23 protein-coding genes and 4 pseudogenes are annotated in these 24,721 nt (G+C 72.0%); 17 read left to right on the forward strand and 10 right to left on the reverse strand.

The window, feature by feature from the left end:
* Window positions 1-120: 120 nt before the first annotated feature.
* Window positions 121-441: pseudogene (locus tag ACIBJF_RS44345) on the reverse strand (PfkB family carbohydrate kinase); the annotation flags it as partial.
* A 236-nt stretch (window positions 442-677) separates the two neighbouring features.
* On the opposite strand from ACIBJF_RS44345, the gene ACIBJF_RS44350 reads away from it, so the two are divergent.
* The gene (locus tag ACIBJF_RS44350) at window positions 678-1,670 is read left to right on the forward strand and encodes a LacI family DNA-binding transcriptional regulator (protein ID WP_399182966.1); all 993 of its coding nucleotides are present in this window, start codon (window positions 678-680) and stop codon (window positions 1,668-1,670) included.
* Window positions 1,671-1,688: 18 nt separating this feature from the next.
* On the opposite strand, the gene ACIBJF_RS44355 is transcribed toward ACIBJF_RS44350, so the two are convergent.
* Window positions 1,689-2,663, reverse strand: coding sequence for a Ku protein (locus ACIBJF_RS44355; protein WP_399182968.1), 975 nt, complete (start codon window positions 2,661-2,663; stop codon window positions 1,689-1,691).
* A 64-nt stretch (window positions 2,664-2,727) separates the two neighbouring features.
* The gene (locus ACIBJF_RS44360; RefSeq protein WP_399182970.1) at window positions 2,728-3,690 is read right to left on the reverse strand and encodes a hypothetical protein; all 963 of its coding nucleotides are present in this window, start codon (window positions 3,688-3,690) and stop codon (window positions 2,728-2,730) included.
* A 267-nt stretch (window positions 3,691-3,957) separates the two neighbouring features.
* On the opposite strand from ACIBJF_RS44360, the pseudogene ACIBJF_RS44365 reads away from it, so the two are divergent.
* From ACIBJF_RS44365 to ACIBJF_RS44380, 4 genes and pseudogenes are all read left to right on the forward strand, one after another.
* Window positions 3,958-5,103: pseudogene (locus tag ACIBJF_RS44365) on the forward strand (abortive phage infection protein); the annotation flags it as partial.
* Between the two features lie 383 nt (window positions 5,104-5,486).
* Window positions 5,487-5,924, forward strand: coding sequence for a Fur family transcriptional regulator (locus ACIBJF_RS44370; protein ID WP_365328402.1), 438 nt, complete (start codon window positions 5,487-5,489; stop codon window positions 5,922-5,924).
* 33 nt (window positions 5,925-5,957) lie between these two features.
* Window positions 5,958-8,189: a catalase/peroxidase HPI gene (katG, locus tag ACIBJF_RS44375; protein ID WP_399182973.1), complete on the forward strand. Its 2,232-nt coding sequence runs from the start codon at window positions 5,958-5,960 to the stop codon at window positions 8,187-8,189.
* 221 nt (window positions 8,190-8,410) lie between these two features.
* Window positions 8,411-9,121 (forward strand): DUF4232 domain-containing protein, encoded by a 711-nt coding sequence (locus tag ACIBJF_RS44380; protein ID WP_399182974.1) that lies wholly within the window; start codon window positions 8,411-8,413, stop codon window positions 9,119-9,121.
* Between the two features lie 146 nt (window positions 9,122-9,267).
* On the opposite strand, the gene ACIBJF_RS44385 is transcribed toward ACIBJF_RS44380, so the two are convergent.
* A complete protein-coding gene (locus ACIBJF_RS44385; RefSeq protein ID WP_399182976.1) occupies window positions 9,268-9,834 on the reverse strand; it encodes a heme-binding protein in 567 nt (188 codons plus the stop codon).
* 192 nt (window positions 9,835-10,026) lie between these two features.
* Between ACIBJF_RS44385 and ACIBJF_RS44390 the strand changes: the two genes are divergently transcribed.
* Together ACIBJF_RS44390 and ACIBJF_RS44395 are read left to right on the forward strand one after the other, a co-directional pair.
* The gene (locus ACIBJF_RS44390; protein WP_399182978.1) at window positions 10,027-11,223 is read left to right on the forward strand and encodes a sensor histidine kinase; all 1,197 of its coding nucleotides are present in this window, start codon (window positions 10,027-10,029) and stop codon (window positions 11,221-11,223) included.
* Complete coding sequence (locus ACIBJF_RS44395; protein ID WP_399182979.1) at window positions 11,220-11,873, forward strand: response regulator; 654 nt, start codon at window positions 11,220-11,222, stop codon at window positions 11,871-11,873. Before ACIBJF_RS44390 ends, ACIBJF_RS44395 begins: the two co-directional genes overlap by 4 nt.
* Window positions 11,874-11,999: 126 nt before the next feature.
* On the opposite strand, the gene ACIBJF_RS44400 is transcribed toward ACIBJF_RS44395, so the two are convergent.
* Together ACIBJF_RS44400 and ACIBJF_RS44405 are read right to left on the reverse strand one after the other, a co-directional pair.
* Window positions 12,000-12,923, reverse strand: coding sequence for a serine hydrolase (locus tag ACIBJF_RS44400; protein ID WP_399182981.1), 924 nt, complete (start codon window positions 12,921-12,923; stop codon window positions 12,000-12,002).
* Window positions 12,920-13,123 carry a hypothetical protein gene (locus ACIBJF_RS44405; RefSeq protein WP_399182983.1) on the reverse strand — a complete coding sequence of 68 codons (204 nt, stop codon included), beginning with the start codon at window positions 13,121-13,123 and terminating at the stop codon, window positions 12,920-12,922. Before ACIBJF_RS44405 ends, ACIBJF_RS44400 begins: the two co-directional genes overlap by 4 nt.
* A 6-nt stretch (window positions 13,124-13,129) precedes the next feature.
* Here ACIBJF_RS44405 and ACIBJF_RS44410 point away from each other — a divergent pair, with 6 nt between their 5' ends.
* Together ACIBJF_RS44410 and ACIBJF_RS44415 are read left to right on the forward strand one after the other, a co-directional pair.
* Window positions 13,130-13,324 carry a hypothetical protein gene (locus tag ACIBJF_RS44410; RefSeq protein WP_399182985.1) on the forward strand — a complete coding sequence of 65 codons (195 nt, stop codon included), beginning with the start codon at window positions 13,130-13,132 and terminating at the stop codon, window positions 13,322-13,324.
* A 58-nt stretch (window positions 13,325-13,382) separates the two neighbouring features.
* Window positions 13,383-13,682: pseudogene (locus ACIBJF_RS44415) on the forward strand (right-handed parallel beta-helix repeat-containing protein); the annotation flags it as partial.
* 65 nt (window positions 13,683-13,747) lie between these two features.
* Here ACIBJF_RS44415 and ACIBJF_RS44420 read toward each other — a convergent pair.
* The gene (locus ACIBJF_RS44420) at window positions 13,748-14,707 is read right to left on the reverse strand and encodes an RNA polymerase sigma-70 factor (protein WP_399182987.1); all 960 of its coding nucleotides are present in this window, start codon (window positions 14,705-14,707) and stop codon (window positions 13,748-13,750) included.
* A 170-nt stretch (window positions 14,708-14,877) separates the two neighbouring features.
* Between ACIBJF_RS44420 and ACIBJF_RS44425 the strand changes: the two genes are divergently transcribed.
* Entirely contained in the window at window positions 14,878-15,570 is a 693-nt protein-coding gene (locus ACIBJF_RS44425) for an NAD(P)-dependent oxidoreductase (protein ID WP_399182989.1), read from the forward strand.
* 12 nt (window positions 15,571-15,582) lie between these two features.
* Here ACIBJF_RS44425 and ACIBJF_RS44430 read toward each other — a convergent pair whose 3' ends face one another.
* The 3 genes from ACIBJF_RS44430 to ACIBJF_RS44440 form a co-directional block, all read right to left on the reverse strand.
* Entirely contained in the window at window positions 15,583-15,972 is a 390-nt protein-coding gene (locus ACIBJF_RS44430; RefSeq protein ID WP_399182991.1) for a VOC family protein, read from the reverse strand.
* A 389-nt stretch (window positions 15,973-16,361) separates the two neighbouring features.
* Window positions 16,362-17,933, reverse strand: coding sequence for an amidohydrolase (locus ACIBJF_RS44435; protein WP_399182992.1), 1,572 nt, complete (start codon window positions 17,931-17,933; stop codon window positions 16,362-16,364).
* 32 nt (window positions 17,934-17,965) lie between these two features.
* A complete protein-coding gene (locus ACIBJF_RS44440; protein ID WP_399182993.1) occupies window positions 17,966-19,516 on the reverse strand; it encodes an APC family permease in 1,551 nt (516 codons plus the stop codon).
* Between the two features lie 228 nt (window positions 19,517-19,744).
* Between ACIBJF_RS44440 and ACIBJF_RS44445 the strand changes: the two genes are divergently transcribed.
* The 7 genes and pseudogenes from ACIBJF_RS44445 to ACIBJF_RS44475 form a co-directional block, all read left to right on the forward strand.
* The gene (locus ACIBJF_RS44445; protein ID WP_399182995.1) at window positions 19,745-20,359 is read left to right on the forward strand and encodes a TetR/AcrR family transcriptional regulator; all 615 of its coding nucleotides are present in this window, start codon (window positions 19,745-19,747) and stop codon (window positions 20,357-20,359) included.
* Between the two features lie 63 nt (window positions 20,360-20,422).
* Window positions 20,423-20,950 carry a DinB family protein gene (locus ACIBJF_RS44450; RefSeq protein ID WP_399182997.1) on the forward strand — a complete coding sequence of 176 codons (528 nt, stop codon included), beginning with the start codon at window positions 20,423-20,425 and terminating at the stop codon, window positions 20,948-20,950.
* A 288-nt stretch (window positions 20,951-21,238) separates the two neighbouring features.
* Complete coding sequence (locus ACIBJF_RS44455; RefSeq protein ID WP_399182999.1) at window positions 21,239-22,117, forward strand: hypothetical protein; 879 nt, start codon at window positions 21,239-21,241, stop codon at window positions 22,115-22,117.
* Window positions 22,118-22,157: 40 nt separating this feature from the next.
* On the forward strand, window positions 22,158-22,634 hold the full coding sequence (locus tag ACIBJF_RS44460) for a hypothetical protein (protein ID WP_399183000.1): 477 nt from the start codon (window positions 22,158-22,160) through the stop codon (window positions 22,632-22,634).
* The gene (locus ACIBJF_RS44465) at window positions 22,610-23,884 is read left to right on the forward strand and encodes a hypothetical protein (RefSeq protein ID WP_399183001.1); all 1,275 of its coding nucleotides are present in this window, start codon (window positions 22,610-22,612) and stop codon (window positions 23,882-23,884) included. The genes ACIBJF_RS44460 and ACIBJF_RS44465 overlap by 25 nt, the downstream gene beginning before the upstream one ends.
* 73 nt (window positions 23,885-23,957) lie before the next feature.
* Complete coding sequence (locus ACIBJF_RS44470) at window positions 23,958-24,146, forward strand: hypothetical protein (protein WP_399183003.1); 189 nt, start codon at window positions 23,958-23,960, stop codon at window positions 24,144-24,146.
* 72 nt (window positions 24,147-24,218) lie between these two features.
* A pseudogene (locus ACIBJF_RS44475) lies at window positions 24,219-24,467 on the forward strand (NAD(P)-dependent dehydrogenase); the annotation flags it as partial.
* Window positions 24,468-24,721: the final 254 nt, after the last annotated feature.

The following is a 24,721-nucleotide window of genomic DNA, read 5'->3' on the forward strand; positions in this document are numbered from 1 at the left end:
AGCAGCGCCCCGTGAGCTGAGGTCAACAGTGCGGACCCGTGCCCCTGGTGCGGGTCACCCCTATTTTGAGATGGCCTTCACCATCCGCCCTGAAGACCGGAGCACTGGCCAAGATCAAAGGTAGAAGTACAGCGGGAAGTCGTCCGGCGGGAAGATCTCGCAGAACGTCACCGGTGTCGGCGCGATGTCCGACACACCCACGAACCGGCCGTCCACACCGAAGCCGTCCAGCGCGGTGCGGACGAAGTCGCCGAACGGATCCCGGCCGGTCTTGGTGATCACCGCTGCGGTGTGCCCGTACCGGGCGGCGGCCACGGCGACGTTCGTCGGGCTGCCGCCGAGGTACTTGCCGAACGACGTGACCTCCGCGAGCCCGACGCCGGTCTGGAGTGGATACACGTCCACTCCCACGCGGCCCATGGTCAGTACTTCGAACGGCATCACGCTGGTTCCCCTTCGCTCCGGCCTGCGTCCGGGGTGGTCATAGGAACGGCCCAGAGAACGGCCCGGTCATCGAACCTGTCGCGCTCTACTAGCGCGCTCTAGTGCGAGTACGATGACCCCTGTCCAAATGTCATGTCAATAGCTTGTTGCAGGGGGATTTCCCGGCACGCGGCTAAGGTGGGCGCGATGGAGGGTGAGCGCAGGTGGATGCAGCGGGCAGGCAGCGGCCGACAATGGCGGACGTGGCCGAGAAGGCGGGGGTCTCACGGGCGCTGGTGTCGATCGTGTTCCGCAACCAGCCGGGGGCCAGTGAGGAGACCCGGGAGCGGGTGCTGCGGGTCGCCGACGAGATCGGCTACCGGCCCGACAGCGCGGCCCGCCTCCTCGCGCGCGGGCGCAGCCGCACCATCGGCGTGATGTTCACCGCGCACCAGATCTTCCAGTCGGACCTCATCGAGGGCATCTACCCCGAGGCCGAACGCCTCGGCTACGACGTGCTGTTGTCGGCCGTGGCCCAGGGGCGCGGCGAGGCCAAGGCGGTCGAGGCCCTGCTCAGTCACCGCAGCGAGGCGCTCATCCTGCTGGGGTCCGAGTCCGACTCCGCCTTCCTCGACAGGCTCGGACAGCGCACCGTCACCGTCTCCGTCGGCCGCCGGGCGCCCGGGGCCCGCGTCGACTTCGTGCACACCGACGAGGGCGAGGGCGTACGGCAGGCCATGCAGCACCTGGTGGAACTCGGCCACCGCCGGATCGTGCACATCGACGGCGGACGCGGCCCCGGTTCCGCCGAGCGCCGCCGCGCCTACCGGGCCGCGATGCGCCGGCACGGGCTGGAGGCCGAGCAGCGCGTCATCCCCGGCGATCACACCGAGGGGTCCGGGATCGAGGCCAGCCGCCTCCTGCTCGCCGAACGGGACGCCGGCACGCCACTGCCCACGGCCGTTCTCGCCGGCAACGACCGCAGCGCCATGGGGCTGTTGATGGCGCTGACCCGAGGCGGCGTGGAGGTGCCCCGCGACCTCTCCGTCGTCGGCTACGACGACAGCCATCTCTCCCATCTGATGCCGATCGGCCTGACGACCGTACGCCAGGACGCCCGGCTGATGGCCGAACACGCCGTCCGCTTCGCCGTCCAGCGCCTCGAGGACCCGGAACTGGAGCCCAGGGAGGCCGAGTTGGACCCGAAGCTGGTCGTGCGGGGGACGAGCGGCCCGCCGCCGGCCTGACCCCGGGGACCGCGGCGGTCAAGCCGCCTGGCCGGCAAGGGCCTTGACGAGCTGATCCCGTGTCATCTTCGACCGGCCCGGTACGCCAGCGGCGCTCGCCCGCTCGTACAGCTCCGCCTTGGACAGGGAACCCAGGTCCTCGGACTCCTTCCGGTCGGCCGTCTGCTTCTTGCCGGCGGACGGTTTCCCGCCGCCGCCCCTGCGGCCCCGCGACCGTCCCTGCTCGACGCTCCGGCTGAGGACGTCCATGAGGTCGATGACGTTGGTCGCCTGCGGCGGTTCCGGTTCGCCGACGACCTCCTCGCCCTTCCGCTTCGCGGCGACGAGCTTCTTGACGCGCTCCTCGTAGGTGTCGTGATAGTCGGCGGGCTCCCAGTCCATGGTGAGGGCGTCGATCAGCTGCTCGGCCGTCCGCAGCTCCTTGCCGTCGCTCTTCGTGCGCCGCTCGGGCAGTTCGGGCACCACGTCGGCGGGGTCGCGCACCTCGTCGGCCCAGTGCAGGGTGTGCAGGACCAGGACGCCCGGCTGCGCGCGCAACGCGGTCAGATACTCCTTGCCGCGCATGGTGAGCGTGGCGATCCCGGCCTTGTCCGAGCGGTCCAGCGCCGACCGCATCAGCTCGTACACCTTCACGTACTCCTTGCCGCGCGGGCCGACGTAGTACGTGCGGGCGAAGTACACGGGCTCGACCTGGTGCAGGTCGACGAACCCGGCCAGGTCGATCACCTTCGACCGCCCGGGCGCGATCTCCTCCAGTTCCTCCGGCTCCACGACGACGTACTCGCCCTCGTCGATCTCGTAGCCCTTGACGATCTTGTCCGTGTCGACCTCCTTGCCGGTGCGCTCGTTGACCCGCTTGTTGCGGATCCGGTCCGAGGTGCCGCGCTGCAGCTGGTGGAAGTGGACTGTGTGGTCCTCGGTGGCGGTGTACAGCGCCACCGGCAGGGTGACCAGCCCGAAGGTCAGGACACCGGTCCAGATCGGTCTCGCCATGGCTCCTCGCCTCCTGTCGTGGGCCGTCCGCCGTGGGCCGGCCGTCCCTCGTGGCGCCGTCCGGTCACCGCCGGTGCGCCCGGCCCGGGGACGCGCGCTCGGCCCGGGCGCCGGCCAGACGCTCGGCCCGGGCCGCGGTCGTCTCGGCGTGGCGCCGGGCCTCCCGTACGGCGCGGTCGGCCTGCCGGGCCCGCTCCCGTGCCTCCTGCTCGTCGGAACGGGACCGACGCTGCTCCTCCTCGGCCTCACGCAGCCGCGCCCGCAGCCCACGCACGCGCTCCTCCGCCCCGGCCACCCGCTCACCGGCCTCCTCCGCCTCCCGTCCGGCGGCCTCGGCCTCCGCCTCGCGGGCCCGCAGGTCCCGTTCCGCGCCCCGCGCGGCGCTGCGGGCCTCGTTCAGGTGGCGGCGGTGTGCCAGCTCGTCCTCGGGCTCCTTCGCCTCGCCCCGCTTCCTTTCCGCTCCGCGTCCGCCGGGCTCGCCGCCCTCGGCGCGCTTCTTCTCCCTGGCCGCCGCAGGGGCGGCAGGACGGCGGCCGAGGACGCCCTCGTCCGCCTCGGGAAACCCGAACGTGGCGCCGAGCGGCTTCACGAGCCGCCCCGCCGCCCACTCCCGGGCGGCCTGCGGATCGGCCAGCACGGCGTGCAGGGTCTCCTCGACCTCGCGCTGGACCCCGTCACCCACCGGATGCCCGGCCTCCGCCGCCAGCCGCCGCGCCTGCCGGCCGAGCGTGCCGATCACCTCGCTCTGCCGGCGCGCGAGCTTACGCAGCCGCGGACCGTCCAGTTCGCGATGCGCCCGGCGCAGTTCCTCGCCGAGGTCGAGCAGCGGCTGGACCTCGTCCGGCTGCCGGCGTACGAGCAGATTGCCGACCCATGCGGCCAGGCTCGGTCGCCGCAACGCGCGGATCTCCTTGGCGAGGGCCTGGTCGCCGGCCTTGCGGGCGTCCAGGGCGCGGCGGTCACGGGCGGCGACGAACTCCTCCGGCCGCAGCCCGTACAGCTCGTCGGCGACGGCGTCCAGGTCCACCAGCGTCCCTCTCGACGGCCACCTCGGTGACGGAGTCCGAGTTTCTCGCCCTGTGGCGATTATGTACGCGATGAGGCGACTCGTCCTGGTGGGGTGGTGTGGGATAGCGGCAGGTCGGCTGTGGTGGAGCGGATCCGGCGTGGGCCGGCTGCGGCGGGGCGCGGGACGGCAGGTGCGACTTTCGGCGCCGGAGCCGCGCCCTTCGGCCCCGCGCCGTAGACCGGCGGCGTACGGCGCCGGTGCGGCCGGGCCCGGCAGGGTGACCGTATGCAGAGGACCAAGGGGATCGAGCGTGCACGGTTCCTGGCCGGCCTGGCGTCCGCGGGGCTCGCCGCGGCTGTGCTGCCGGCAGCGGAGGCCCGCGCCGCGCAGGCGAGTTCGGGGCCGCCCCGCGGCGCGCAGCGCGGGCTGCGCCATCACGGTGTCGTGTACACCGTGGGCGAGGGAGAGACACCGGGCACGGCCTTCAGCGCGGCCCGGATGCGCAAGGACATCCGAGCCATCCGCGACGAGCTGCACGCCGACACCGTCGACGTGACGGGTGACGGCGTGGAACGCCTCACGGCCACCGCCGCCGAGGCCGCCGAACGGGGACTGCGCCTCTGGCTGCAGCCGACCCTCGGCGACGTCCCGGAACGGGACATCCTGGAACACCTCGCCGAGACCGGCCGGTTCGCGGAACGGCTGCGCCGGCACGGGGCGGCCGTGGACCTCAGCGTGGGCTGCGAGTTCTGGCTGTTCGTGCCCGGGATCGTCCCCGGAGACACGGTCTTCGAACGCATCCGCAACCTGCGCGACGGCACGGTGGACCCCGTCGCCGTGTAGCGCCGCCTGGACCGCTTCACGGCGAAGGCGGCCGCGGTCGGCCGTTCCGTCTTCCACGGCCGGCTGAGCTACGCCGCCGCCCAGGACGACGAGGTCGACTGGCGCCTCTTCGACATCGTGGGCATCGACTACTACTCGTACTTCCCCCACAAGGCCGACTACCTGAGGGAGTTGAGCCGCTACCGGCGATGGGGCAAGCCGCTGGCCATCACCGAGTTCGGCACCTGCGCCTACGCCGGGGCGCCCAGGACCGCCGGCATGGGCTGGGACATCGTCGACCACGACAAGAGGCCCCCGGAGATCAAGGGCGACCTGGTCCGCAGCGAACGCACCCAGGCGGCCTATCTCATGCAACTCCTCGACGTCTTCTCCTCGATGGACCTGTACGCGGTGATGGCCTTCGAGTTCGTGACCCCCGACGCCCCGCACCGCCCGGGCGACCCGCGCCACGATCTCGACATGGCGAGCTACGCCATCACCAAGACCATCGAGGACCGCCCGGACGACCCCGACTCCGGGTGGCACTGGGAACCCAAGGAGGCCTTCCACGCCCTGGCCCGCCGCTACCGGCACGCCCGAACCGGCCGCCGGTCCGGCCAGGCGTCGAAGACAGGCCCCAGGCTCACCCGTTGGGAGGACCGTCCGGCTTGCCGCACCACCGTCGCCGAGCCGGGGGTCGGATGATGCGGGCATGCCCGCGACCCGCCCGCCGATCGGCCCCCCGACCCGCCCCACGACCGATCGCCGGACCGGTCGCCGTACCGCCCGGGCCCGTCGCGCCCTGCCGACCCGTGCCCGCGCTCACCCGGGGCGCTGCCATGCGAAGGCAAACGTGAACGCGAACGTGAACGCAATCGACCGGGCGGGTGTCGAGGTGGACGCGCGGGTGGCCGGCGGCCGGCGGGACGCGACTTAAATTGCATCGCTCGTTTTCTTGAATCACTCGTGTTTATGAGGGTAGGTTCGCCCTCATGACCGCCTCCCCGACCCCGACCACCGCCGAGGAACTCCGCGGTGCCGGCCTGCGCGTGACGGCAGCCCGCGTCGCGCTGCTGGAGACAGTCCGGGCGGGCGACCACCTCGGCGTCGAGGCGATCGCCTCCGGGGTACGCAACCGCGTGGGCCACATCTCCCTGCAAGCCGTCTACGAGGCCCTTCACGCCCTCACCGCGGCGGGCCTCGTCCGCCGTATCGAACCGGCCGGTCACCCGGCCCGGTACGAGGGGCGCGTGGGGGACAACCACCACCACATCGTGTGCCGGTCGTGCGGTGCCGTCGCCGACGTCGACTGCGCGGTCGGCGACGCGCCCTGTCTGACCGCCTCCGACGACCGCGGCTTCGCCATCGACGAGGCCGAGGTGGTCTATTGGGGCATGTGCCCCGACTGTTCCACCGGCCGCAGTTCCTGAGCACCGAGTTCCGCACAGTTCGGAAGGATTGCCATGACTGAGAACCACGACGCGATCGTCACAGACGCGAAGGCGGAGGGGGCGAGCGGCGGCTGCCCCGTCGCCCATGACCGTGCCCTGCACCCGACCCAGGGCGGTGGCAACCGCCAGTGGTGGCCGGAGCGGCTGAACCTGAAGATCCTTGCGCAGAACCCGCCCGTGACGAACCCGCTCGGTGAGGAGTTCGACTACGCCGAGGCGTTCCAGAGCCTCGACCTTCCGGCTCTGAAGCGGGACATCGCCGAGGTGCTCACCACCTCCCAGGACTGGTGGCCCGCCGACTTCGGCCACTACGGCCCGCTGATCATCCGTATGGCCTGGCACAGCGCGGGTACCTACCGCATCAGCGACGGCCGTGGCGGCGCCGGCGCCGGCCAGCAGCGCTTCGCCCCGCTGAACAGCTGGCCCGACAACGTCAACCTGGACAAGGCCCGCCGGCTGCTGTGGCCGGTGAAGAAGAAGTACGGCCAGAAGATCTCCTGGGCCGACCTGATGATCCTCGCCGGCAACGTGGCGCTGGAGTCCATGGGCTTCACGACCTTCGGCTTCGGCGGTGGCCGCGAGGACGTCTGGGAGGCGGAGGAGGACGTCTACTGGGGTCCCGAGACCGCCTGGCTGGACGACAAGCGCTACACCGGCGACCGCGAGCTGGAGAACCCGCTCGGCGCCGTCCAGATGGGCCTCATCTACGTCAACCCCGAGGGCCCGAACGGCAACCCGGACCCGCTGGCCGCGGCCCGCGACATCCGTGAGACGTTCCGCCGGATGGCGATGAACGACGAGGAGACCGTCGCCCTGATCGCCGGTGGCCACACCTTCGGCAAGACCCACGGCGCCGGCCCCGCCGACGCGGTCGGCCTCGACCCGGAGGCCGCCGGCCTGGAGGAGCAGGGCCTCGGCTGGAAGAGCACCTTCGGCACCGGCAAGGGCGCGGACGCCATCGGCTCCGGCCTCGAGGTCACCTGGACCAACACGCCCACCCAGTGGAGCAACAATTTCTTCAAGATCCTCTTCGAGTACGAGTGGGAGCTGACCGAGTCCCCGGCCGGTGCCAAGCAGTGGCGGCCGAAGGACGGCGCTGGTGAGGGCACCGTCCCGCACGCCCATGACTCCTCGAAGAAGATCGCGCCGGGCATGCTCACGACCGACCTGTCGCTGCGCTTCGACCCGATCTACGAGCCGATCTCCCGGCGGTTCTACGAGAACCCGGAGGAGTTCGCGGACGCCTTCGCCCGCGCCTGGTACAAGCTCACCCACCGTGACATGGGCCCGAAGTCGCTGTACCTCGGCCCGGAGGTCCCGGAGGAGACCCTGATCTGGCAGGACCCGCTGCCGGAGCGCGAGGGCGAGCTGATCGACGGCGCCGACATCGCGACCCTGAAGACCAAGCTGCTCGACTCCGGGCTGTCGGTGTCCCAGCTGGTCGGCACCGCCTGGGCGTCCGCCTCCACCTTCCGTGGCACCGACAAGCGCGGCGGTGCCAACGGCGCCCGCATCCGCCTGCAGCCGCAGCGCGGCTGGGAGGTCAACGAGCCCGACGAGCTGGCCCAGGTGCTGCGCACCCTGGAGGGCATCCAGCAGGAGTTCAACGCCTCCTCCGGCGCCAAGAAGGTGTCCCTGGCCGACCTCATCGTCCTCGGCGGTGCCGCCGCGGTCGAGAAGGCCGCCAAGGAGGGCGGCTACGAGGTCGAGGTGCCCTTCACCCCGGGCCGCGTGGACGCGACCGAGGAGCACACCGACGCCGAGTCCTTCGAGGCGCTGGAGCCGACCGCGGACGGCTTCCGCAACTACCTCGGCAAGGGCAACCGCCTGCCGGCCGAGTACCTGCTGGTCGACAAGGCCAACCTGCTGACCCTGAGCGCCCCCGAGATGACGGTGCTCGTCGGTGGTCTGCGCGTCCTCGGTGCCAACTACCAGCAGTCCCAGCTCGGCGTCCTCACCAAGACGCCCGGCGTCCTCACCAACGACTTCTTCGTCAACCTGCTCGACATGGGCACGGCGTGGAAGTCGACCTCCGAGGACCAGACCACGTTCGAGGGCCGGGACGCCGTCACCGGCGACCTGAAGTGGGCCGGCAGCCGTGCCGACCTGGTCTTCGGCTCGAACTCCGAGCTGCGCGCCCTCGCCGAGGTCTACGCCAGCGACGACGCGAAGGAGAAGTTCGTGAAGGACTTCGTCGCCGCGTGGGACAAGGTCATGAACCTGGACCGGTTCGACCTGGACTGAGCCCGGCTTCGAGGGCGTCCGGTCCGACCCGCACGGGTCGGACCGGACGCCCTTCGTCGTCCGAGCGGACCTCGGGCCCGCTGTCACCGGAGCGTCACAGGAGACCCACAACCGTCACAGACGATCCACAGCGGAAACCCGGAGTCTCCCGGCACTGTCTCCCCCGGCGAGCACCGGCACGGAGCCGGTCGCACCACGCACACCGGACATCGGGGGACCTCATGCACCACCGCAACACCATCCGCCTCGCCGCTTCGGCGACGGCCGTGATCGCCGCCGCGCTGTCGCTGACGGCGTGCGGGCCAGGGGACGGCGACGGAGCCGCCAAGACCTCTTCGCCGACCCCGGCTGCCACCACTGCCTCCCGCACCGCCTCCACCACCGCGAGCCCCACCGCCACGCCCCCGTCGACATCGGGATCCTCCGGCGGTACCTCGACCGCCCCGAGCGCCTCGGCCTCTCCGGCGTCCGACACCTCGGCCGGCACGGCGCCGGCGTGCTCGCCGTCGGCCGTGGAGGCGACGGCCTCCCAGGCGGCCAACCGCCCGGACGGCACCGGCACGGGCGCGGCGATCGTGGAGTTCACCAACGTCTCCGGGCACGCGTGCGTGCTGCGGGGCCACCCCTCGGTGGGCGGAGCGGGCAACGGTTCCCCCGAGCACAACATCCCCCTGAAGGTGACCCCCGCGGGCACCGCGTCGCCCGTGCGCCTCGCGCCGGGCGGCAAGGCATGGGTGAAGCTGACCTTCCACCAGGTGCAGGGCGAGGGCGACGGCTACTGCGTGTCCGGCGCGAAGCCCGCCGTCTATCCGACGCTCGTGGTGGGGCTGCCCGGCGCGGGGGCGCACCAGGTCGCACTGTCGGACGGCGAGTTCGCCGAATGCGACAACACCGTCACCGCGACCGCGGTCTCGACGGCGAAGCCCTCCTGACCGGCGCGGGACCGGCGGGCGGCCGGCTGCGAGCACGCCTCGGGCCGCCGCCCGCCGCCCGCCCGCCACGCGGGCCGCGCCTGCCCGGCTGAACAGCGGTGAGGAGACAAGGCGCGGTACGGCGGGCTGAGCGGGGTCCCGGCGACTCAGTCGCCGAGCACCGCGGCGCCGGCCTGCGCGTACTTCTCGTCCAGGTCACCGGACGGAGCGCCCGCGACACCGATGCCCGCGACCGGGGCGCCCTTGGCGGTCACCGGAGTGCCGCCCGCGAGGAACAGCGTGCCCGGGATGTCCTTCAGGTTCGGCGCCTGCGCGAGCCGCTCGGCCAGCTCCGAGGTGGGCGCGTTCCACGACACCGCGGTGAACGCCTTGCGCTCCGCGGACTCGTACGACTGCGGGCCCGCCCCGTCCCCGCGCAGGGTGACCAGCGTGTTGCCGTTGCGGTCGACGACGGCCACGGACACCTGCCGGCCCTCCTTCCCGGCGGCGTCCACCGCAGCTTGCGCTGCCTTCTCCGCGGCGTCCAGGGTGAGATGCGTGCTCCGGGTGAGCTCGGCGCCCCCAGCCGCCACGGCAGCGGGGGCGGACACGGGGCCGGTGGAGTCGGCGGCGCTGGCGGCGACCGTCCCCACGACACCCGCGCCGACGACGGCCAGGGCGGCACCGCCGACGAGGATCCGGGTACGGCGGGACGGCTTCTTGCGGCTGGGCATGACGAGACACCTTCCTGTGCGGTCGAGTCGGGGGCGCAATCGCTCCCGGAATCGATCCTGGGCCCGGATCCGCCCGCACCCCGTCGCCGGACCGGTTGCCTCGGGGGTCATCCGATCGGATGACCCCGCACACTCCGACCCAGGGAACAATGGAGATTGTTTGCCCAGTTCAGCGCGGTAGCCGGGGAGGAGGTGCCGACGGTGCCCGTACCCGAACGCGACGACACCCGCGCCCTCACCGTCGTCATGCACACGGCGTTCTTCGTGCTGCTCTCCGCGTCCCTCGCCCGCTACCTGGCCCGGCACGCCGAGGGGCCGCACACCCCCTGGATCGTCGCCCTCTCCGCGCTGCTGGCCGTGCTCTACGTCCTCGGCCTCGCGCCCGGCACCCGGCCCGGCCCGCGCCGCCTGACCTGGCTCGGCCTGGTCGTCGCGGCCTGGGCGCTGCTCGTCGTCCTGGCGCCTAGCTTCGTCTGGTGCGCGGTCCCGCTGTTCTACACCGGACTGCGCACCCTCCCGCCGCGCGCCGCGATCCCGCTGGTGGCGCTGCTCACGGCGCTCGCGGTGGCCGCCCAGCTCAGCCTCGCGGGCTGGCCGGACCCCAATGTGCTGCTCGCCCCGCCCGCCGTGGCCGCCGTCGCCACCACCGTCTTCGTCGTCATGCAGCGCCAGTCCGCCCGCCGGGACGCCCTGATCGACGACCTCGTCCGCACCCGGCGCGACCTCGCCGCCACCGAACGCCGCGAGGGAACCCTCGCCGAACGCGAGCGGCTCGCCCGGGAGATCCACGACACCCTCGCCCAGGGCCTGTCCAGCCAGCGGATGCTGCTCCAGGCCGCGGACCGGCTGTGGGACACCGCGCCCGGCACCGCACGGGACCACGTCCGCACCGCGGCCGCGATCGCCGAGCGCAGCCTCGCCGAGGCCCGCCGCTTCGTCCACGACCTGACCCCGGCGGACCTGGCCGAGGGCGGCGGCCTGCTCCAGGCCCTGCGCGCCGTCGCCGAGCGCGAGACCACGCCCACGCTCACCGTCCGCGTCCACGCCGAGGGCACCCCGCCCGACCCACTGCCCGCCCCGGTGGAGTCGGCGCTGCTGCGCATCGCCCAGGGCGCGCTCGCCAACGTCCGGGAACACGCGGCCGCCACGACCGCCACCCTCACCCTGACCTGCCTGGACGACCAGATCGTCCTGGACGTCACGGACGACGGCCGCGGCTTCGACCCGCGCACGCAGACCGCGCCGGAAGCCCCCGTGGGAGAGTCACGCGGCCACGGCCTGTCCGCCATCCGTGCCCGCCTGCGCCAGCTGGGCGGCACCCTCACCGTCGAGTCGGCACCGGGCGCGGGCACCGCCCTGTCGGCGGCGATCCCCCTGGAGCCGCGATGACCCACACACCCGGGACGCCCGGCCGCACCCCGGTCCGCATCCTCGTCTGCGACGACCACGCCGTCGTACGCGCCGGACTGCTCGCCCTGCTGCACAGCGCCCCCGGCATCGAGGTCGTCGGCGAGGCCGGCAGCGGCGAGGAGGCCCTGGCACTGGCCCGCAAGACCGCCCCGGACGTCGTCCTGATGGATCTGCAACTCGGCGCCGGCATCGACGGAGTGGAGACCACCCGCAGACTGCGCTCCCTCGAACCCGCCCCACACGTGCTCGTGCTGACCACCTACGACACCGACGCCGACGTGACCCGCGCCGTGGAGGCCGGCGCCACCGGCTACCTGCTGAAGGCCGAGCGCGCCGAGGACCTCTTCACGGCGATCCACGCCGCCGCCCAGGGCCGCCCGGCCCTCTCCCCGCCGGTCGCCGACCGAGTCATGTCCCGCCTGCGCAACCCGCGCCCGGCCCTCACCCCGCGCGAACGCGACATCCTCACCCACCTCTCCCAGGGCCTGCCCAACCACGCCATCGCCCGCGCCCTCTACATCAGCGAGGCCACGGTCAAGACCCACCTGCGCCGCATCTACGACAAGCTGGGGGTGGACACCCGAGCAGGCGCAGTAGCAGTGGCGAAGGAACAACGCCTGCTGCCCTGACGGGATTTCAGGCACCGAGCGCGAGCAGCGCCCCGACAGGGGCGCGGGCAACTGGGCGAGCAACCACAACGCACCCGCAGACGCGTGACGACCCTTACCCCAACGGCGCCGGCGCCACCAACGACTTCACCTCCGCAGCGCCTCGAAGGCCTCCCGCCCCGCCGCCCCGATCGCGAGATCGACATCCGGCGCAAGCCCCGCGCAGCGGTCCGCACGGGTCAGCGCCGCCACGGCCACCCGGTCCCCCGACTCCGCCTCGGCCACCCCGATCTCGTGCCGCAAGTGCAAAAACGACCCCGTCTTACCGCTCCACCGCAACGTGTCCGCCCGCAGCTCGCTCGCCAGCCGGTGCGTGAAGACCTGCAGACCCATCAGCCGCCGCAGCTCCGCCGTCGCCGCCGGAACGGAGATCTCGTCGCCCCACACCCGCCGCAGCAGCTCGACGAGCGCCGCGGCCGACCCGGCGTTGGCGTGCGCCGGGTCCAGGGTCTCGATGGTGTGCCGGCCGGCCCGCTCGTCCCGGAGGGCCAGTTCCAGCGCGAGCGAGAAGTCGTTGCCGGCGGCACCGGCGGCACACTCGTACATGTGGTTCATCCGGTGCCGCATCCGGATCTCCCCGCACCCCCAGGCCCGCAGCCGCTCGTCCACGTCCGCTGCCGGCACCAGGTCGAGCAGGGTGTCCGCGGCGGCGTTGTCGCTCACCGACAGCATGAGCAAAAGCAGATCACCGACGGCCACGGTCGCCGGGTGCCGGAACGCCGCGAGCCCGGTGGGACCGACGCTGCTCCGCGCCGGATCGACCGTCACCGGATGCGCCGGATCCAGCTGCCCGGCCGCGATCCGGTCCAGTACGACGAGGGCGAGCGGCACCTTCACCACCGACGCGAGCGGCATCGGCTCATCGACGTCGAAGCCGAGTCGCTCGCCGGTAGCGAGGTTGCGGGCGAGGAAGGAACCGCGCACGCCGAGGGCGGCCCAGTCGGCGGCGATCGCCTCGGCCACGTCCAGGAGGGCGCCGTCGTCCCCGACGTACACCGGTGCCGGGCTCATCCGCGTGCCGCCAGCCGTGCGGGTGCGTCCTCGGGGCCGGTCCCGGAACCCGGTCCACCGGGCCCTCGGGCAGCGGCTCCCACGGCCGAGGCCAGCAGCGGGACCAGCCAGTCCGGCACATCCGCCGAGCCGTTGCGGCCCTCGGCGCCGCTCACGTCGTACCCCCGGTGCAGCGACCGGTCGCCGAGCGGCGCCCACACTGCCCCGTGCTGCCGTGCGAAGGGCTCGGCGCACAGCAGCAGCGCCCGCCCGGCCAGCGTCTCGGCGCCTGCACCGCGTGCGCAGCCGTGTCCCCCAGGGACAAGAACTCCGCCCGCGTGATGCTGGTCCGGGCAGGTTGGAACCCGGACGGTGCCGAGGGCGTAAGACCACCCGAGCCGCCGGCTCCGGTGGCGGCCTGAGCCGTAAATCCCCGCACAGCCCTGGAGGGCGACGCATCCCCTCCCTTCAGGGAGGGGAGCCTTCAACTACAACAGCAACCCCGGCACGATGACCATCTCCGGCAATGCGAGCATCGACAACACCGAGCGCAACTTCGCCTTCGACGCGGGCACTTCGGTGTTCCGCGACAACACCTCGTGCCGTTTTGCCGTCAGCGGCTCGAACGACAACACCGTCGGCAACTCCGACGGCTCCAACCAGTTCTGGACCGGTACGAACGGCTCCCGCTGCTCCTCGTACTCGGGAGCCCTCGGCTGGTCCTTCGCCTCGGACGGGCACCTCGTGGTGACCTTCGGCGGGAAGGTCGTGACGCCGTAACCGGCCCGGCGCACGGTCGTCCCCTGGCGGGACGCCGCTTCCGGCGGCGTCCCGTTCGCGCGCCGTTAGGCCTGCGGGCGCGGCTCGCCCGGCTCCAGCGCCGAGAGCTTGTCCGGGTTCGTGACCAGGTACACCTCGCGGACCTGTTCGCCGTCCGGGGCGAGGTCCATGACCATCACCGCGTGCGGGGAGCCGTCCGCGAACACCACCACGGCCGCGTCGCCGTTGACGTCCCGGTGCTGCAGCTCCAGTCCGGCCGCCGAACGCGCGGCGTAGCCGGTGAGCGCCCGTGCCACCTTGTCCCGGCCGCGGATCGGTCGCGGTGCCGCCTGTGCCTTGCCGCCGCCGTCCGTCCACAGCGTGGCGTCCGGCGCCAGGATCTCCAGCAGGGCCCCGAGGTCCCCGCCGAGCGCGGCGGCCACGAACCGTTCCGTCGCCTGCCGCCGGACCCGGGGATGCGCCTGGTAGCGGGGGCGCCGGGCGCGCACATGGGAGCGGGCGCGGTGCGCGAGCTGCCGTACGGCCGCGGGGCTGCGGCCGAGGATGTCCGCGATCTCGGTGTGGGCGTAGCCGAACACCTCGTGCAGGACGAACACCGCCCGCTCTAGCGGGGTCAGGGTCTCCAGTACGACCAGCATGGCCAGCGACACCGATTCGGCGCGCACCGCACCCTCGGACGCGTCCTCGCCGGCCGCCGGACCGGCAGCGCCGTCCGTGAGCAGGGGTTCCGGCAGCCACGGCCCGACATATGTCTCGCGCCGCCGGGCGATCCGTGCCCGCCGCGCGAGCGCGTGCCGTACGGCGATCCGCACGAGATAGGCCCGCGGATGCCCGATCTGCGCCGCCTGACCCGCGTCCCCGGCACCCGAACGCCCCGCCCAGGACAGCCAGGTCTCCTGCAGCACGTCCTCGGCGTCGGTGACGGTGCCCAGCATGTTGTACGCCACCGCGAACAGCAGCTCGCGGTGGTCGAGGAACGCCTGGGTGGCGGTGTCCGTCCCCGCGGGCGTCCGGTGGTCGGCCATGGCATCTCCTCACGACGTCTGCCCACCCAGAGGGGCCGGGGCCCCAGAGTGTGACATCGGGGGGTGGCTGTGTGCCGTAGCTCTCATCCTGCCCCCGGGCTGTCACATTCGCCGCGCTCCCGGCCCTCTCGGTCCACGGCAGCAGCACCCACGCAGCGAAGGAGCAGCCCATGCGACTCGTCGTCTTCGGCGCGAACGGGCCGACCGGACGGCAGGTCACCGAGCAGGCGACCGCCGCCGGACACACCGTCACCGCCGTCACCCGCCACCCCGGTGCCTTCCCGCTCGACCACCCGCGCGTGCGGATCGCGGAGGCCGACGTCCTGGACGGGGCGGCGGTCGACAGCGTGGTCCCCGGACACGACGCGGTGATCTCCGTGCTCGGCGTCCCGTACGGCCGGGCCCCGGTCACCGTGTACTCGACCGGCCTCGCCCACATCAGCCGGGCCATGACCCGGCACGGCGTCCGGCGCCTTGTGTGTGTCACCTCCACCGTCCTGTTCGACGTGCCGGCACCCGGCGAGGGCTTCTTCTTCCGGAAGGTGCTCGAGCCCTTCTTCGCGCGGGTCGTCGGGCGCACGGTCTACGACGACATGCGCCGCATGGAGGAGATCGTGCGCGCGGGCGCCCACGACTGGACGGTGCTCCGTCCCGCCGGGCTCTTCGACACGAGCGAGGTCAGCGACTACCGGCTGGCCCCCGGCCGGCTGCCCGGGCGGTTCACCTCCCGGGCCGACCTCGCGCACGCGCTCGTGCGCGAGGCCGTCACCGAGGGGCATCCCCGTGCCTTCCTCGACGTGCGCACCACCGAGGGCACCCCGCGCTTCCTCGACCTCGTCAAGAAGGAGGGGTTCGGCAGGTGAGGCGCGCGCCGGTTACGAAGGCCAACCGCCGTAGGGGACGGTGATCAGCTCCATGGCGTGGCCCGCCGGATCCATGAAGTACACGCCCCGGCCGCCGTCGTTGTGGTTGATCGTGCCGGGCTGTCGCCGGTGCGGGTCGGCGTAGTGCTCGATGCCGCGCTCGACGATCCGCGCGTACGCGGCGTCGAACTCCTCCTCGGAGACCAGGAAGGCGTAGTGCTGGGGGGTGATGTGGTCCTCGGGGACGGTGGCGAAGTCCAGGGTGACTCCATTGGCGAGGGCGACCGCGACGAACGGGCCCCATTCCCCGGTGATCTCGAGACCGAGCAGTCCGGCGAAGAACTCGGCGGACTCCCGGTTGTCCCGGGCATGGACGATGGTGTGGTTGAACTGGACGGACAAGGAATGCCTCCACGGCATGTCCTGGCACCTCCATGCCTCACCCGGCCGGTGACCGGCACGCGATGCCGTCGGCGATCCTAACCGGGGACGCGACGGAGCGTCGACGTCGCTGGTGCCGAGCACGGGAATCAGGGCCTGTGCGGCACCCGGCGGGGTCGGGCCCTCCCCGGGGTGCCAGTCCCGGACGCCGGGCAGGCCGTACGCGGAGAGGGCAGGATTCGAACCTGCGTGGGCCCCGTGGGGGCCCGACCGTGAGCCGGGCTCGCTGGTCCCCGATCGACCACTCCGGGCGCCTCTCCCGGTGACCGGATCCGGTGTCCCGTGCCGGTCACAGGAACAACGGGGGCAGAAGCCGCTGACCGCCCGCTGACCCGCCGCTGACGGGACCGTCAGGCGCCCCGGTGCACCACGTGCCCGCCGGTGACCGTCAACGCCACGGGGGAGTCGGCGAGCTCCTCGACGGGCGCGTGCACGGGGTCCACGGCCAGCGCGGTGAGGTCGGCCCGGCAGCCGGGCGCGACACGACCGGCGACATCGAACTCGCCGGCGGCGGCCGCCGCGTGGCTGGTACAGCCCTCCAGCGCCTGCAACGGCGTCAGGCCCGGCCGGTGGGCCGCGGCGCCCTTCGGCCTGCGGGCCGTCGCCAGCACGGCCCGGACGTCGTAGTGCGCGATGGGCCAGTCCGAGCCGAGGGCGAGTGTGGCGCCCGCCTCCCGCAGATCGCGCAGCCGCCAGGCGCGGGCGGCCCGGTCGTCACCCAGCCGGCGGGACCACTCGTCGGTGCCGTCGTCGCGCGTGTACCCGGTGTGCGGCGGCTGCAGCGAGGCCGCGACCCCCAACTCGGCGAAGCGGGGCAGGAGTTCGGTCGGAGCGGTCTCGATGTGCTCGATCCGGTGGGCGCCGTGCCCGCTCGGCCCGAGAGCGGCGACGGTGTCCAGGACGTGCCGTACGGCCGCGTCCCCGATGGCGTGCGTGGCGGTGCGGACGCCGGCCCGGTGCAGGGTGCGGACGGCCTCGGCGTAGGCGTGCGGGTCCGGCCAGAACGCGGCGGTGCCCTGACCGTGGCAGTCGGGGTGCTCCAGCCAGGCCGTGCCGCCCTCGACGGTACCGTCCATGAAGAACTTGACCCCGCCGACCCGCCAGTGCCGCCCGCCCCGGCCCTGGAGTTCGATCAGCTCGCGCAGCGTGTCGTGGTCGGCGCCCGGCATGCACCAGGGGGCGAACCGCAGCCGCACCGGCAGGACCGTCTCCTCGGCCACCGCCGCGACCAGGTCGAGGTCGCCGCCGTCCATCACATGGGCCCCGGTCAGCCCCGTGACGGCCATGGCGGACAGCAACTCCAGCAAGCGGGAGCGTCGTTCGGCGTACGACAGCCGGGGCATGACGTCCGCCACCAGGTCCATCGCGGCGTGCTCGACCAGATGGCCGGTGGGCCGGCCCGAGGCGTCACACACCACCTCGGCGTGCTGGGCGAAGGCGCGCGGGCCGGTCACCCCGGCGGCGGCGAGGGCGGCGGCGTTGGCGAGGGCGGAGTGGCCGTCGTACAGGCGCAGGAAGGCCGGGGTGCCGCCGAGCACCTCCGCCACCAGATCGTGGTGGACGGGGCGGCCCTCGAACGCGTTGTGGTCCAGGCCGTGGCCGACGACCCAGCCGTCGATCCGCTCGGCCCCGGCGAGGGCCGCGCGCAGCCCGGCCAGGCCGGTCACGCCCGACAGGTCCGTGCCCGTCGCCATGTCCAGTCCCCACACCGGGTGGCTGTGCGCGTCGACCAGTCCGGGCACGAGGTGCGCACCGTGCAGGTCGAGTACCTCGGTGCCGGGGCCGCGCCAGTCCCGGACGTCCGCCGCCTCGCCGACCGCGGTGATCACCCCGTCGTGCACGGCGACGGCGGAGGCGGCGGGGCGGGCGGGGTCGAGGGTGCGGACCTGGGCGCCGGCGAGGATGAGGTCGGCAGCGGGCATCGGGGCAACTCCTGTACGAGAGGGTGTTCGGGTCACTCGGCGGGTGTGGTGAGCGCGGCCGGTGCGGTCTCCTCGCCCGAACCGGTGTCCTGGCCGGGGCCGGTGGCTTCGGCCGGTCCGGTGTTCTCGCCGGGTTCGGTGGCGAACCGGGCGTACACCTGCGGGCGGGAGCGGCGCAGCCACCAGGCCAGCGGCAGCCCCAGCGCGAACACGGCCGGTGCCACGACGACGAGCAGGACGTTCACGGTCGCGGACGCGCCGGTGAACAGGTCGATGTGGGTCACCACCAGCGCGATCGCGGTGGCCAGCAGGACGGTGGCGAGCACCGGCGCCACCACCGTGCGCAGGGAACCCTCCGCGTGCCGTACCCGTCGGAAGTAGCACGGCACGGCGATCGCGGCGAGCAACTGCAGCAGCAACAGGCCGATCATCCCGGGGGTGTTCACCCACAGCAGCAACTGCTGGTACGGGTCGGCGTGCGCGGCCCAGAACGCGAGGACGACGAGGGCGCCGAGGACGGTCTGGGCGATGCCGGCGACGTACGGGGAGCGGTGGCGCGGGTGGATCCGGCCGAGCCGGCGGGGCAGCACGCCCTCCTCGGCGAGAGCGAGGACGTAGCGGTTGATGGCGTTGTGGAAGGCGAGGAGGGAGGCGATGACGCTGGTGACGATGAAGACGTGCATCAGGTCGGCGGCCCAGCCGCCCACATAGGTGCTGATCGCGGTGAAGAACAGGCCCACCGGGTCCTTGCCGGCCGCGCGCACGACCTGGTCGTCGCCGAAGGCCTGGACGGCGATCCAGACGACGAACGCGTAGAACAGGCCGAGGAACCCGACGGCCAGATACGTGGCGCGCGGGACCGTGCGCGCGGGGTCGCGGGCCTCGCGGCGGTAGATGACGGTCGACTCGAAGCCGGTGAACGCGGCGAAGGCGAAGGCCAGTACGGCCGCCATGCCGGGCACGAGCACATGGGACGGCGCCAGTGAGGCCAGGGACAGCCCGTGCGCACCGCCCTTCGCCAGCACCCCGCCGGCGAGCAGCACGAGTATCCCGGTCTCGCAGACGAGCAGGACGCCGAGGACCTTGGCGCCGAAGTCGATCGAGCGGTAGCCGCCGTAGCCGATCAGCAGCAGGCCAGCCAGGGAGACGGGCAGCCAGGGCACGTCGACGTCGAAGAGGGTGTGCAGGGTGTCGCGGGTGGTCGTGGCGATCAGGCCGTAGACGCCGATCTCCATGCCGTTGTAGCCGATCAGCGCCAGCAGGGCGGCGCCGATGCCGACCGGGCGGCCCAGACCGCGGGTGATGTAGGCGTAGAACGCGCCGCCGCTGGTCACATGGCGGCTCATGGTGGTGAACCCGACGGCGAAGACGGCGAGCGTCAGGCCGGCCAGGAGATAGCCGACGGGCGCGCCGATGCCGCCCAGCAGGATCGCGAGCGGTGCGACGCCAGCCATGACGGTCAGGGGAGCGGCGGCGGAGACGACGAAGAAGGCGATGTCGGCGGTACCGAGGGAACCGGACCGGAGGGTGGCCGCGCCGGACGGCGCTCGCTGCTCCGGGGGCTCGGCGGGGGACACGGACATACGGGGGGAACCCTTCTGGCGGGGGAGGGGAGGGGAGGGGAGGGGGCCCGGTGGTGGGGTCAGCGGGGGGTGGTGCGCGCCGGCGGGCCGGGGTGGGCGGCCATGCCGGAGCCCCCGGTTGCCCGTGCGGGATGGCGGGCACCCGGAGCCGTAAACCTAAAGGCTTTCGGTTTCCGCAATGTAACCTGCCGTTGGGCATCCGGGAAGACCTGAGGGAGAACACTGACCATGGGACGGCCGCGCACACCGCTCCTCGACCGCGAGCGCATCACCACCACGGCGCTGCAACTGATCGACGACACCGGTGACTTCAGCGTCCCGCAGATCGCCCGGCGGCTCGGCGCGCAGACCGGCTCGGTGTACCACCACGTGGAGGGCCGCGACGGGATAGTGGAACTGCTGCGGGAGCGCGTCTGCGAGGCGATCGACCCGGGCACCCTCGAACTGACCCCCTGGGACACGGCCCTCGAAGCCTGGGCCCGCTCCTACCGCGCCGCGTTCGCCGCGCACCCCCGGACGATCCCCCTGCTCATGACCTCGCCGGTGCGCGCGCCCCGGGTCCTGCAGCAGTACGAGCGCGCCGTGAGCCTCCTGCTCGACGCCGGCTTCGACCGCGCCGGGATCATGCCGCTGATCATCGCCCTGGAGAACCTGGTGCTGGGCTCCGCCCTCGACCTCGCCGCACCCGAGACGATGTGGGAGCTGACGGACCGCATACCCACCCCGCGTCTCGCGGAGGCGCTCGCCGCCGTGGGCGAGGGCCGCGCCGACCGCGCCTTCGAGGTGGGGCTGACCGCCTTCATGAACCACGCGCGCGCACTCCTGAAGAACGCCGCACCCTGAGGATCAAGCCCATCGTGGTTACAGCGGTCAGGATCTGGCCTAATTGCCGTCTACGGTCGGAGCATGGTCACTTCTTCGGAGAACCGCGAGTCCCTGTCGTCCGGCGAGCGCGCCGAGCTCGTGCAAGCCCTGGCCGAACAGCGGGAGTTGCTGCTGCTCACCGTGCGTGGACTGACCGATGCCGAGGCCGCCCGGCGGACCACGGTGAGCGAACTGATTCTAGGCGGGATCGTCAAACACCTGGCACGCGGCGAGCGGGTGTGGGCGCAGATCATGGCGAACGGGGATGGGGAACTGCCGGACAGGATGGTCGACCTCGGGCAGTACCGGATGGCCGACGGTGACACGCTCGACGGGCTGTTGGCGGAGTACGCGGTGGGGACCCGCGCGCTCGAGCGGGCCGTCGCCGCTCAGCCCGGCCTGGACCGGACCGTGCCGTTGCCAAAAACCCTCTGGTCGCCGCCCGAGACCGTCCACTGGTCCGGCCGGCGCGTCCTGCTGCACCTGATCCGCGAGACGGCCCAGCACGCCGGGCACGCGGACATGATCCGCGAGGTGCTCGACGGGGCGAACACCACCGCGCAGCGGTGATTCGGCACCGCCATGGTGGCCGAAATTGTACTCCCGTCGTGGGGCTGCCGGTTGGAGATCGCAGAGGTGGTGAGGAGTTGGACGAGACCGGCGACGGGGACCTGGTGCGGGACATGCTGGCCATCGTCACCTCCTTCTCCGGCCGGTTGTACGGCTCCAGGTCAGCGAAGGCCCGTGCGCTGACGAGAGCGGTCAAGTCGACTGTTGAGGAAGGCAATTTGTGGGTCAAGGTTGGACATGTGTACTTTTTTTTGGGGGGCGAGTTGCGAGTTGATGAAGGAGGTTCCCTTGCATCAGGGCCGCGCAACGATCGAGGAGATCCGCATGGCGCTCGGCGGCGACTGCGAGTGGGTTACTCGGCGGCTGCTCAAGCGGAAGGGAAAGCAGTTTCCTGCGCGGGAGGACATAGCGCGGTGGCATGAGGAACCACCAAGCTGGTTCCTGCTGGAGAAGCAGAAGCGATCCAGTACCAAGGCCAAGAATCAGGCCGGGAAGGTTGCTATCGCCTGCCCCGGCTGCGGATTCTCGATCGAGGTCAAGCCCACAACAGCGCGTCGCCGGAAGGATTGGGAGGGCCTGTACTGCGGGCGCGGTGCCTGCGATTACGAGCCGCCCGGCAGCGCGGGCATGGTTACCGTGATCGGCCACAACGCGGTCGGATCGTTCACCGGCTGGCGGCACGAATTCCCCAGCGACGAGCAGATCGCCTCGCTCACCAAGGCGCGGGATCTTGCTGCTGCCGCGCTCGCCATCCAACCTGGCAGCCCCGTCCAGGCCACCATCAACAACCTGGTCGCTCCCGCCGGCACAGGGAATCACCTGGTGACCTTCAGCAATGGCTGGAGCACCGGTGTGACCATCGGCAAGGACGGCTCCGTCGAGATCGAAAACCCTATGGTTGTTGCCGGACTGCACCGCATGGTTCACGACGGAGACGAACTGGGCATCACCGTCCGCACCTTCACTCACGCGATCTCGCACACGGCTGCGAACGGGACAAAGATTCCCGTCAAGGAGCTGCGCTGCTGGTACCTGGTGGACGGCACATTCCACCCGTTCACCGAGGAACAGACCTTCGAGGCTCACTGCATCGACCACGAGACCGGGGAACCGGTCCCGCCCGAGCAGGGTGTCCGCTACCTCGACGCCTATCCCGTAGACAACTGACACCGATCCCCGACAAGACATCGAAGGGAGGTCTGCGAGCATGCCGCGACGTCGTAAGAAGAAGTGCGAGCTGCGCACGCTCGCGGTACCCTTCACCGTCGCCGCACCGACCGGTGCCCGTATCCGGGACCGGCTGTGCGTCACCACCGAAGAGGCCGAGGTTCTGTGGCTGGTCGGTGAGCATCTCGGGCGCCACCAGCGGGCCGACCTCGCCGAGCGCGTATCGGTCGGCAGGGTGAAGGCGAAGGACAACCAGCGCGCTGCGCGGAAGAAGAACCTCACCGCTGTGTCGTCGTCCCGCTGGGCGGGGGCGATGACCCGCGCCTCGCAGGACCAGTACCAGCTCAGCATGCGCGCCCTGTTCGATGAGCGCGCTTGCCTGCGCCGCGCTATTCGCACGATCTCCCGCCGCCTTGCCGCGCCTGCGGCAAGGCGGCGGGCAAGACGCGGGGCTACGCCGACCAGGCAGAGCGCTATGAGAAGCAGCGCCGCTTGCAGATCCTCACCGCCCGGCTAGCGGTGGTGGAGGCCCGTATCGAATCCGGGCGCCCGTCGATCGTGGTGGGTGGCCGCCGTCTGGCGAAGCTGCGGCACAACCTGGAGAAGGCCGAACTTACCGTCGAGGAGTGGCGGCAGCGGTGGGTGGCTGAGCGGCTGTTCCTCACCGCCGATGGAGAATCCGGCGCCCCCTTCGGGAACTACACCATCAGCGTCCACCCGGAGAAGGGCCAGGTGTCGATCGTGTTGCCCGAGCCGCTGCGGCAGCTGGCCAACGCTCCCCGGGGCCGGTACAACCTGGCCTGCACCGTGGCCTTCTCGCACCGCCGTGAGGAATGGCTGGACCGGGCGAGGGCCAACCGGGCCGTCCGCTACGACATCGTGTACGACCCCGAGCGTGACCGCTGGTACCTGGATGCCTCATGGTCCTGCGATCCTGTCGTGCTGCCGACGCCGCAGGAGATCCAGGCATCCGGCGAACCCCTGCTCGGTATCGACCTGAACGCCGATCACCTGGCTGCCTACCTGCTCGACCCGCACGGCAACCCCATCGGCGACCCCATCACTGTGCCCCTGCAGATGTCCAGCCCCGCCTCGACACGGGACGGAAGGCTCCGCACCGCGGTCACCGAGCTGATTCGCATCGCCAAGGAGCACAGCTGCGCCGGGATCGCGGTGGAGAACCTAGGCTTCGACGACGCCCGCGCTGTGGGCCGGGAGACCATGGGTCGAGGCGAACGCGGGAAGTCGTTCCGCCGCACCGTGGCCGGTATCCCCACCGCCCGCTTCCGTGAACGACTCCGGGGCATGGCCTTCCACGAGGGGCTTGTGGTGATCGCAGTGGATCCCGCCTACACCTCGATTTGGGGTGGCCAGCACTGGCAGCATCCACTCCAGCAGCAGCACCAGAAGATCACCGTCACGCGGCATCACGGCGCCAGCGTGACGATTGGACGACGCGCACTCGGGCACCGAGCACGGCGACGGCCAGGTGTGACCGCTCCCGACCAGAGGATCGGACAGCGGAGAGCTACCGGCCAGACCGTGAACGTCCCGAGGACGCGTGGGACCGTGAGCCCACCCAGGACAGCGGGCACGCCAAACGGAGGCGACAAGACCCGACTGCGCCAAGATGACCAGCTCACGCGTTCCCTGACCTCGAAGACCGTCCGCGAGGCCGCCGGACCACCTTATGTCCGGACTTTGGCGAGTTGGCCAACACTGGCCAACAACCCTAAGAACGGTTTCCCAGTACCGCCAGTAACATGATCACCTTGGTTCCGGGTTACCAGTCAGTCAACTTGGCGCGCTCCCAGGACGCGCCCTGCCCGGAGATGCCAAGATGCCCGAGTCCTCTGTCAACGACGCGTTGGACAACGCGCGCCTCACCTATGAGCAGCACATGCGGACCTGCCGCCAGTGTCATGCCGACGGCGCGGCCTGCGCCGTCGCCAAGCATCTCCTGCGGATCTACAACATCGCCCGCAGGGACCACCTGCGGGCGGGCGGACGGCACGCGGCGATGGACTGACCGGGCTGTTCCGTCCGCGTGGTCCGGGGAACCCGGTCGCCGTCCCGTCCGCCCCAGACGCAGGAGGCCGCCGTGACCGACCAGCACGCCGACCGGCCGAATCCGGTGACCCAGCACGCCCGCCCCGACTTCCCCTCCCAGGACCAGCCGCATCCGGCCTGGACCGGCCCGATGGACCCGCGACCCGACCACGGCGAGGACTCCTACCGCGGCGCGGGCCGACTGGACGGCCGCAAGACCGTGATCACGGGTGGTGACTCCGGGATCGGCCGGGCGGTGGCGCTCGCGCTCGCCCGGGAGGGCGCCGATGTGCTGTTCACCGGGTTCCTCCGAGGATGCCCCGGCCTTCATGCCGGGGAGGAATCGGACTCCTGCGGAGCAGGGCAGGGGTAGCCGGATCGCCGTCAGGGCGATCCGGCGTCCACCCAGCACGGCGGTGATGCCGCCCATCATGATCGAGAACTCTCAACTGTCAGTGCTCTCGGGTAGGTTCGGATGCATGACGACAGAGGCGACCACGAAGGACACCGGGCATGCCCGGTACACCTTCCGTGTGCGCCTGTCGGCTACCGCGC

This window comes from Streptomyces sp. NPDC050743, assembly GCF_044456925.1.
Classification (GTDB): domain Bacteria; phylum Actinomycetota; class Actinomycetes; order Streptomycetales; family Streptomycetaceae; genus Streptomyces.

Bases quoted from the DNA above. Each gene is read 5' to 3' on its own strand.
- ACIBJF_RS44350 (WP_399182966.1), top strand. From the start codon at position 678: ATGGCGGACGTGGCCGAGAAGGCGGGGGTCTCACGGGCGCTGGTGTCG.
- ACIBJF_RS44355 (WP_399182968.1), bottom strand. From the start codon at position 2,663: ATGGCGAGACCGATCTGGACCGGTGTCCTGACCTTCGGGCTGGTCACC.
- ACIBJF_RS44370 (WP_365328402.1), top strand. From the start codon at position 5,487: ATGACCGCCTCCCCGACCCCGACCACCGCCGAGGAACTCCGCGGTGCC.
- katG (WP_399182973.1), top strand. From the start codon at position 5,958: ATGACTGAGAACCACGACGCGATCGTCACAGACGCGAAGGCGGAGGGG.
- ACIBJF_RS44380 (WP_399182974.1), top strand. From the start codon at position 8,411: ATGCACCACCGCAACACCATCCGCCTCGCCGCTTCGGCGACGGCCGTG.
- ACIBJF_RS44385 (WP_399182976.1), bottom strand. From the start codon at position 9,834: ATGCCCAGCCGCAAGAAGCCGTCCCGCCGTACCCGGATCCTCGTCGGC.
- ACIBJF_RS44395 (WP_399182979.1), top strand. From the start codon at position 11,220: ATGACCCACACACCCGGGACGCCCGGCCGCACCCCGGTCCGCATCCTC.
- ACIBJF_RS44400 (WP_399182981.1), bottom strand. From the start codon at position 12,923: ATGAGCCCGGCACCGGTGTACGTCGGGGACGACGGCGCCCTCCTGGAC.
- ACIBJF_RS44420 (WP_399182987.1), bottom strand. From the start codon at position 14,707: ATGGCCGACCACCGGACGCCCGCGGGGACGGACACCGCCACCCAGGCG.
- ACIBJF_RS44425 (WP_399182989.1), top strand. From the start codon at position 14,878: ATGCGACTCGTCGTCTTCGGCGCGAACGGGCCGACCGGACGGCAGGTC.
- ACIBJF_RS44435 (WP_399182992.1), bottom strand. From the start codon at position 17,933: ATGCCCGCTGCCGACCTCATCCTCGCCGGCGCCCAGGTCCGCACCCTC.
- ACIBJF_RS44440 (WP_399182993.1), bottom strand. From the start codon at position 19,516: ATGTCCGTGTCCCCCGCCGAGCCCCCGGAGCAGCGAGCGCCGTCCGGC.
- ACIBJF_RS44445 (WP_399182995.1), top strand. From the start codon at position 19,745: ATGGGACGGCCGCGCACACCGCTCCTCGACCGCGAGCGCATCACCACC.
- ACIBJF_RS44450 (WP_399182997.1), top strand. From the start codon at position 20,423: ATGGTCACTTCTTCGGAGAACCGCGAGTCCCTGTCGTCCGGCGAGCGC.
- ACIBJF_RS44460 (WP_399183000.1), top strand. From the start codon at position 22,158: ATGCCGCGACGTCGTAAGAAGAAGTGCGAGCTGCGCACGCTCGCGGTA.
- ACIBJF_RS44470 (WP_399183003.1), top strand. From the start codon at position 23,958: ATGCCCGAGTCCTCTGTCAACGACGCGTTGGACAACGCGCGCCTCACC.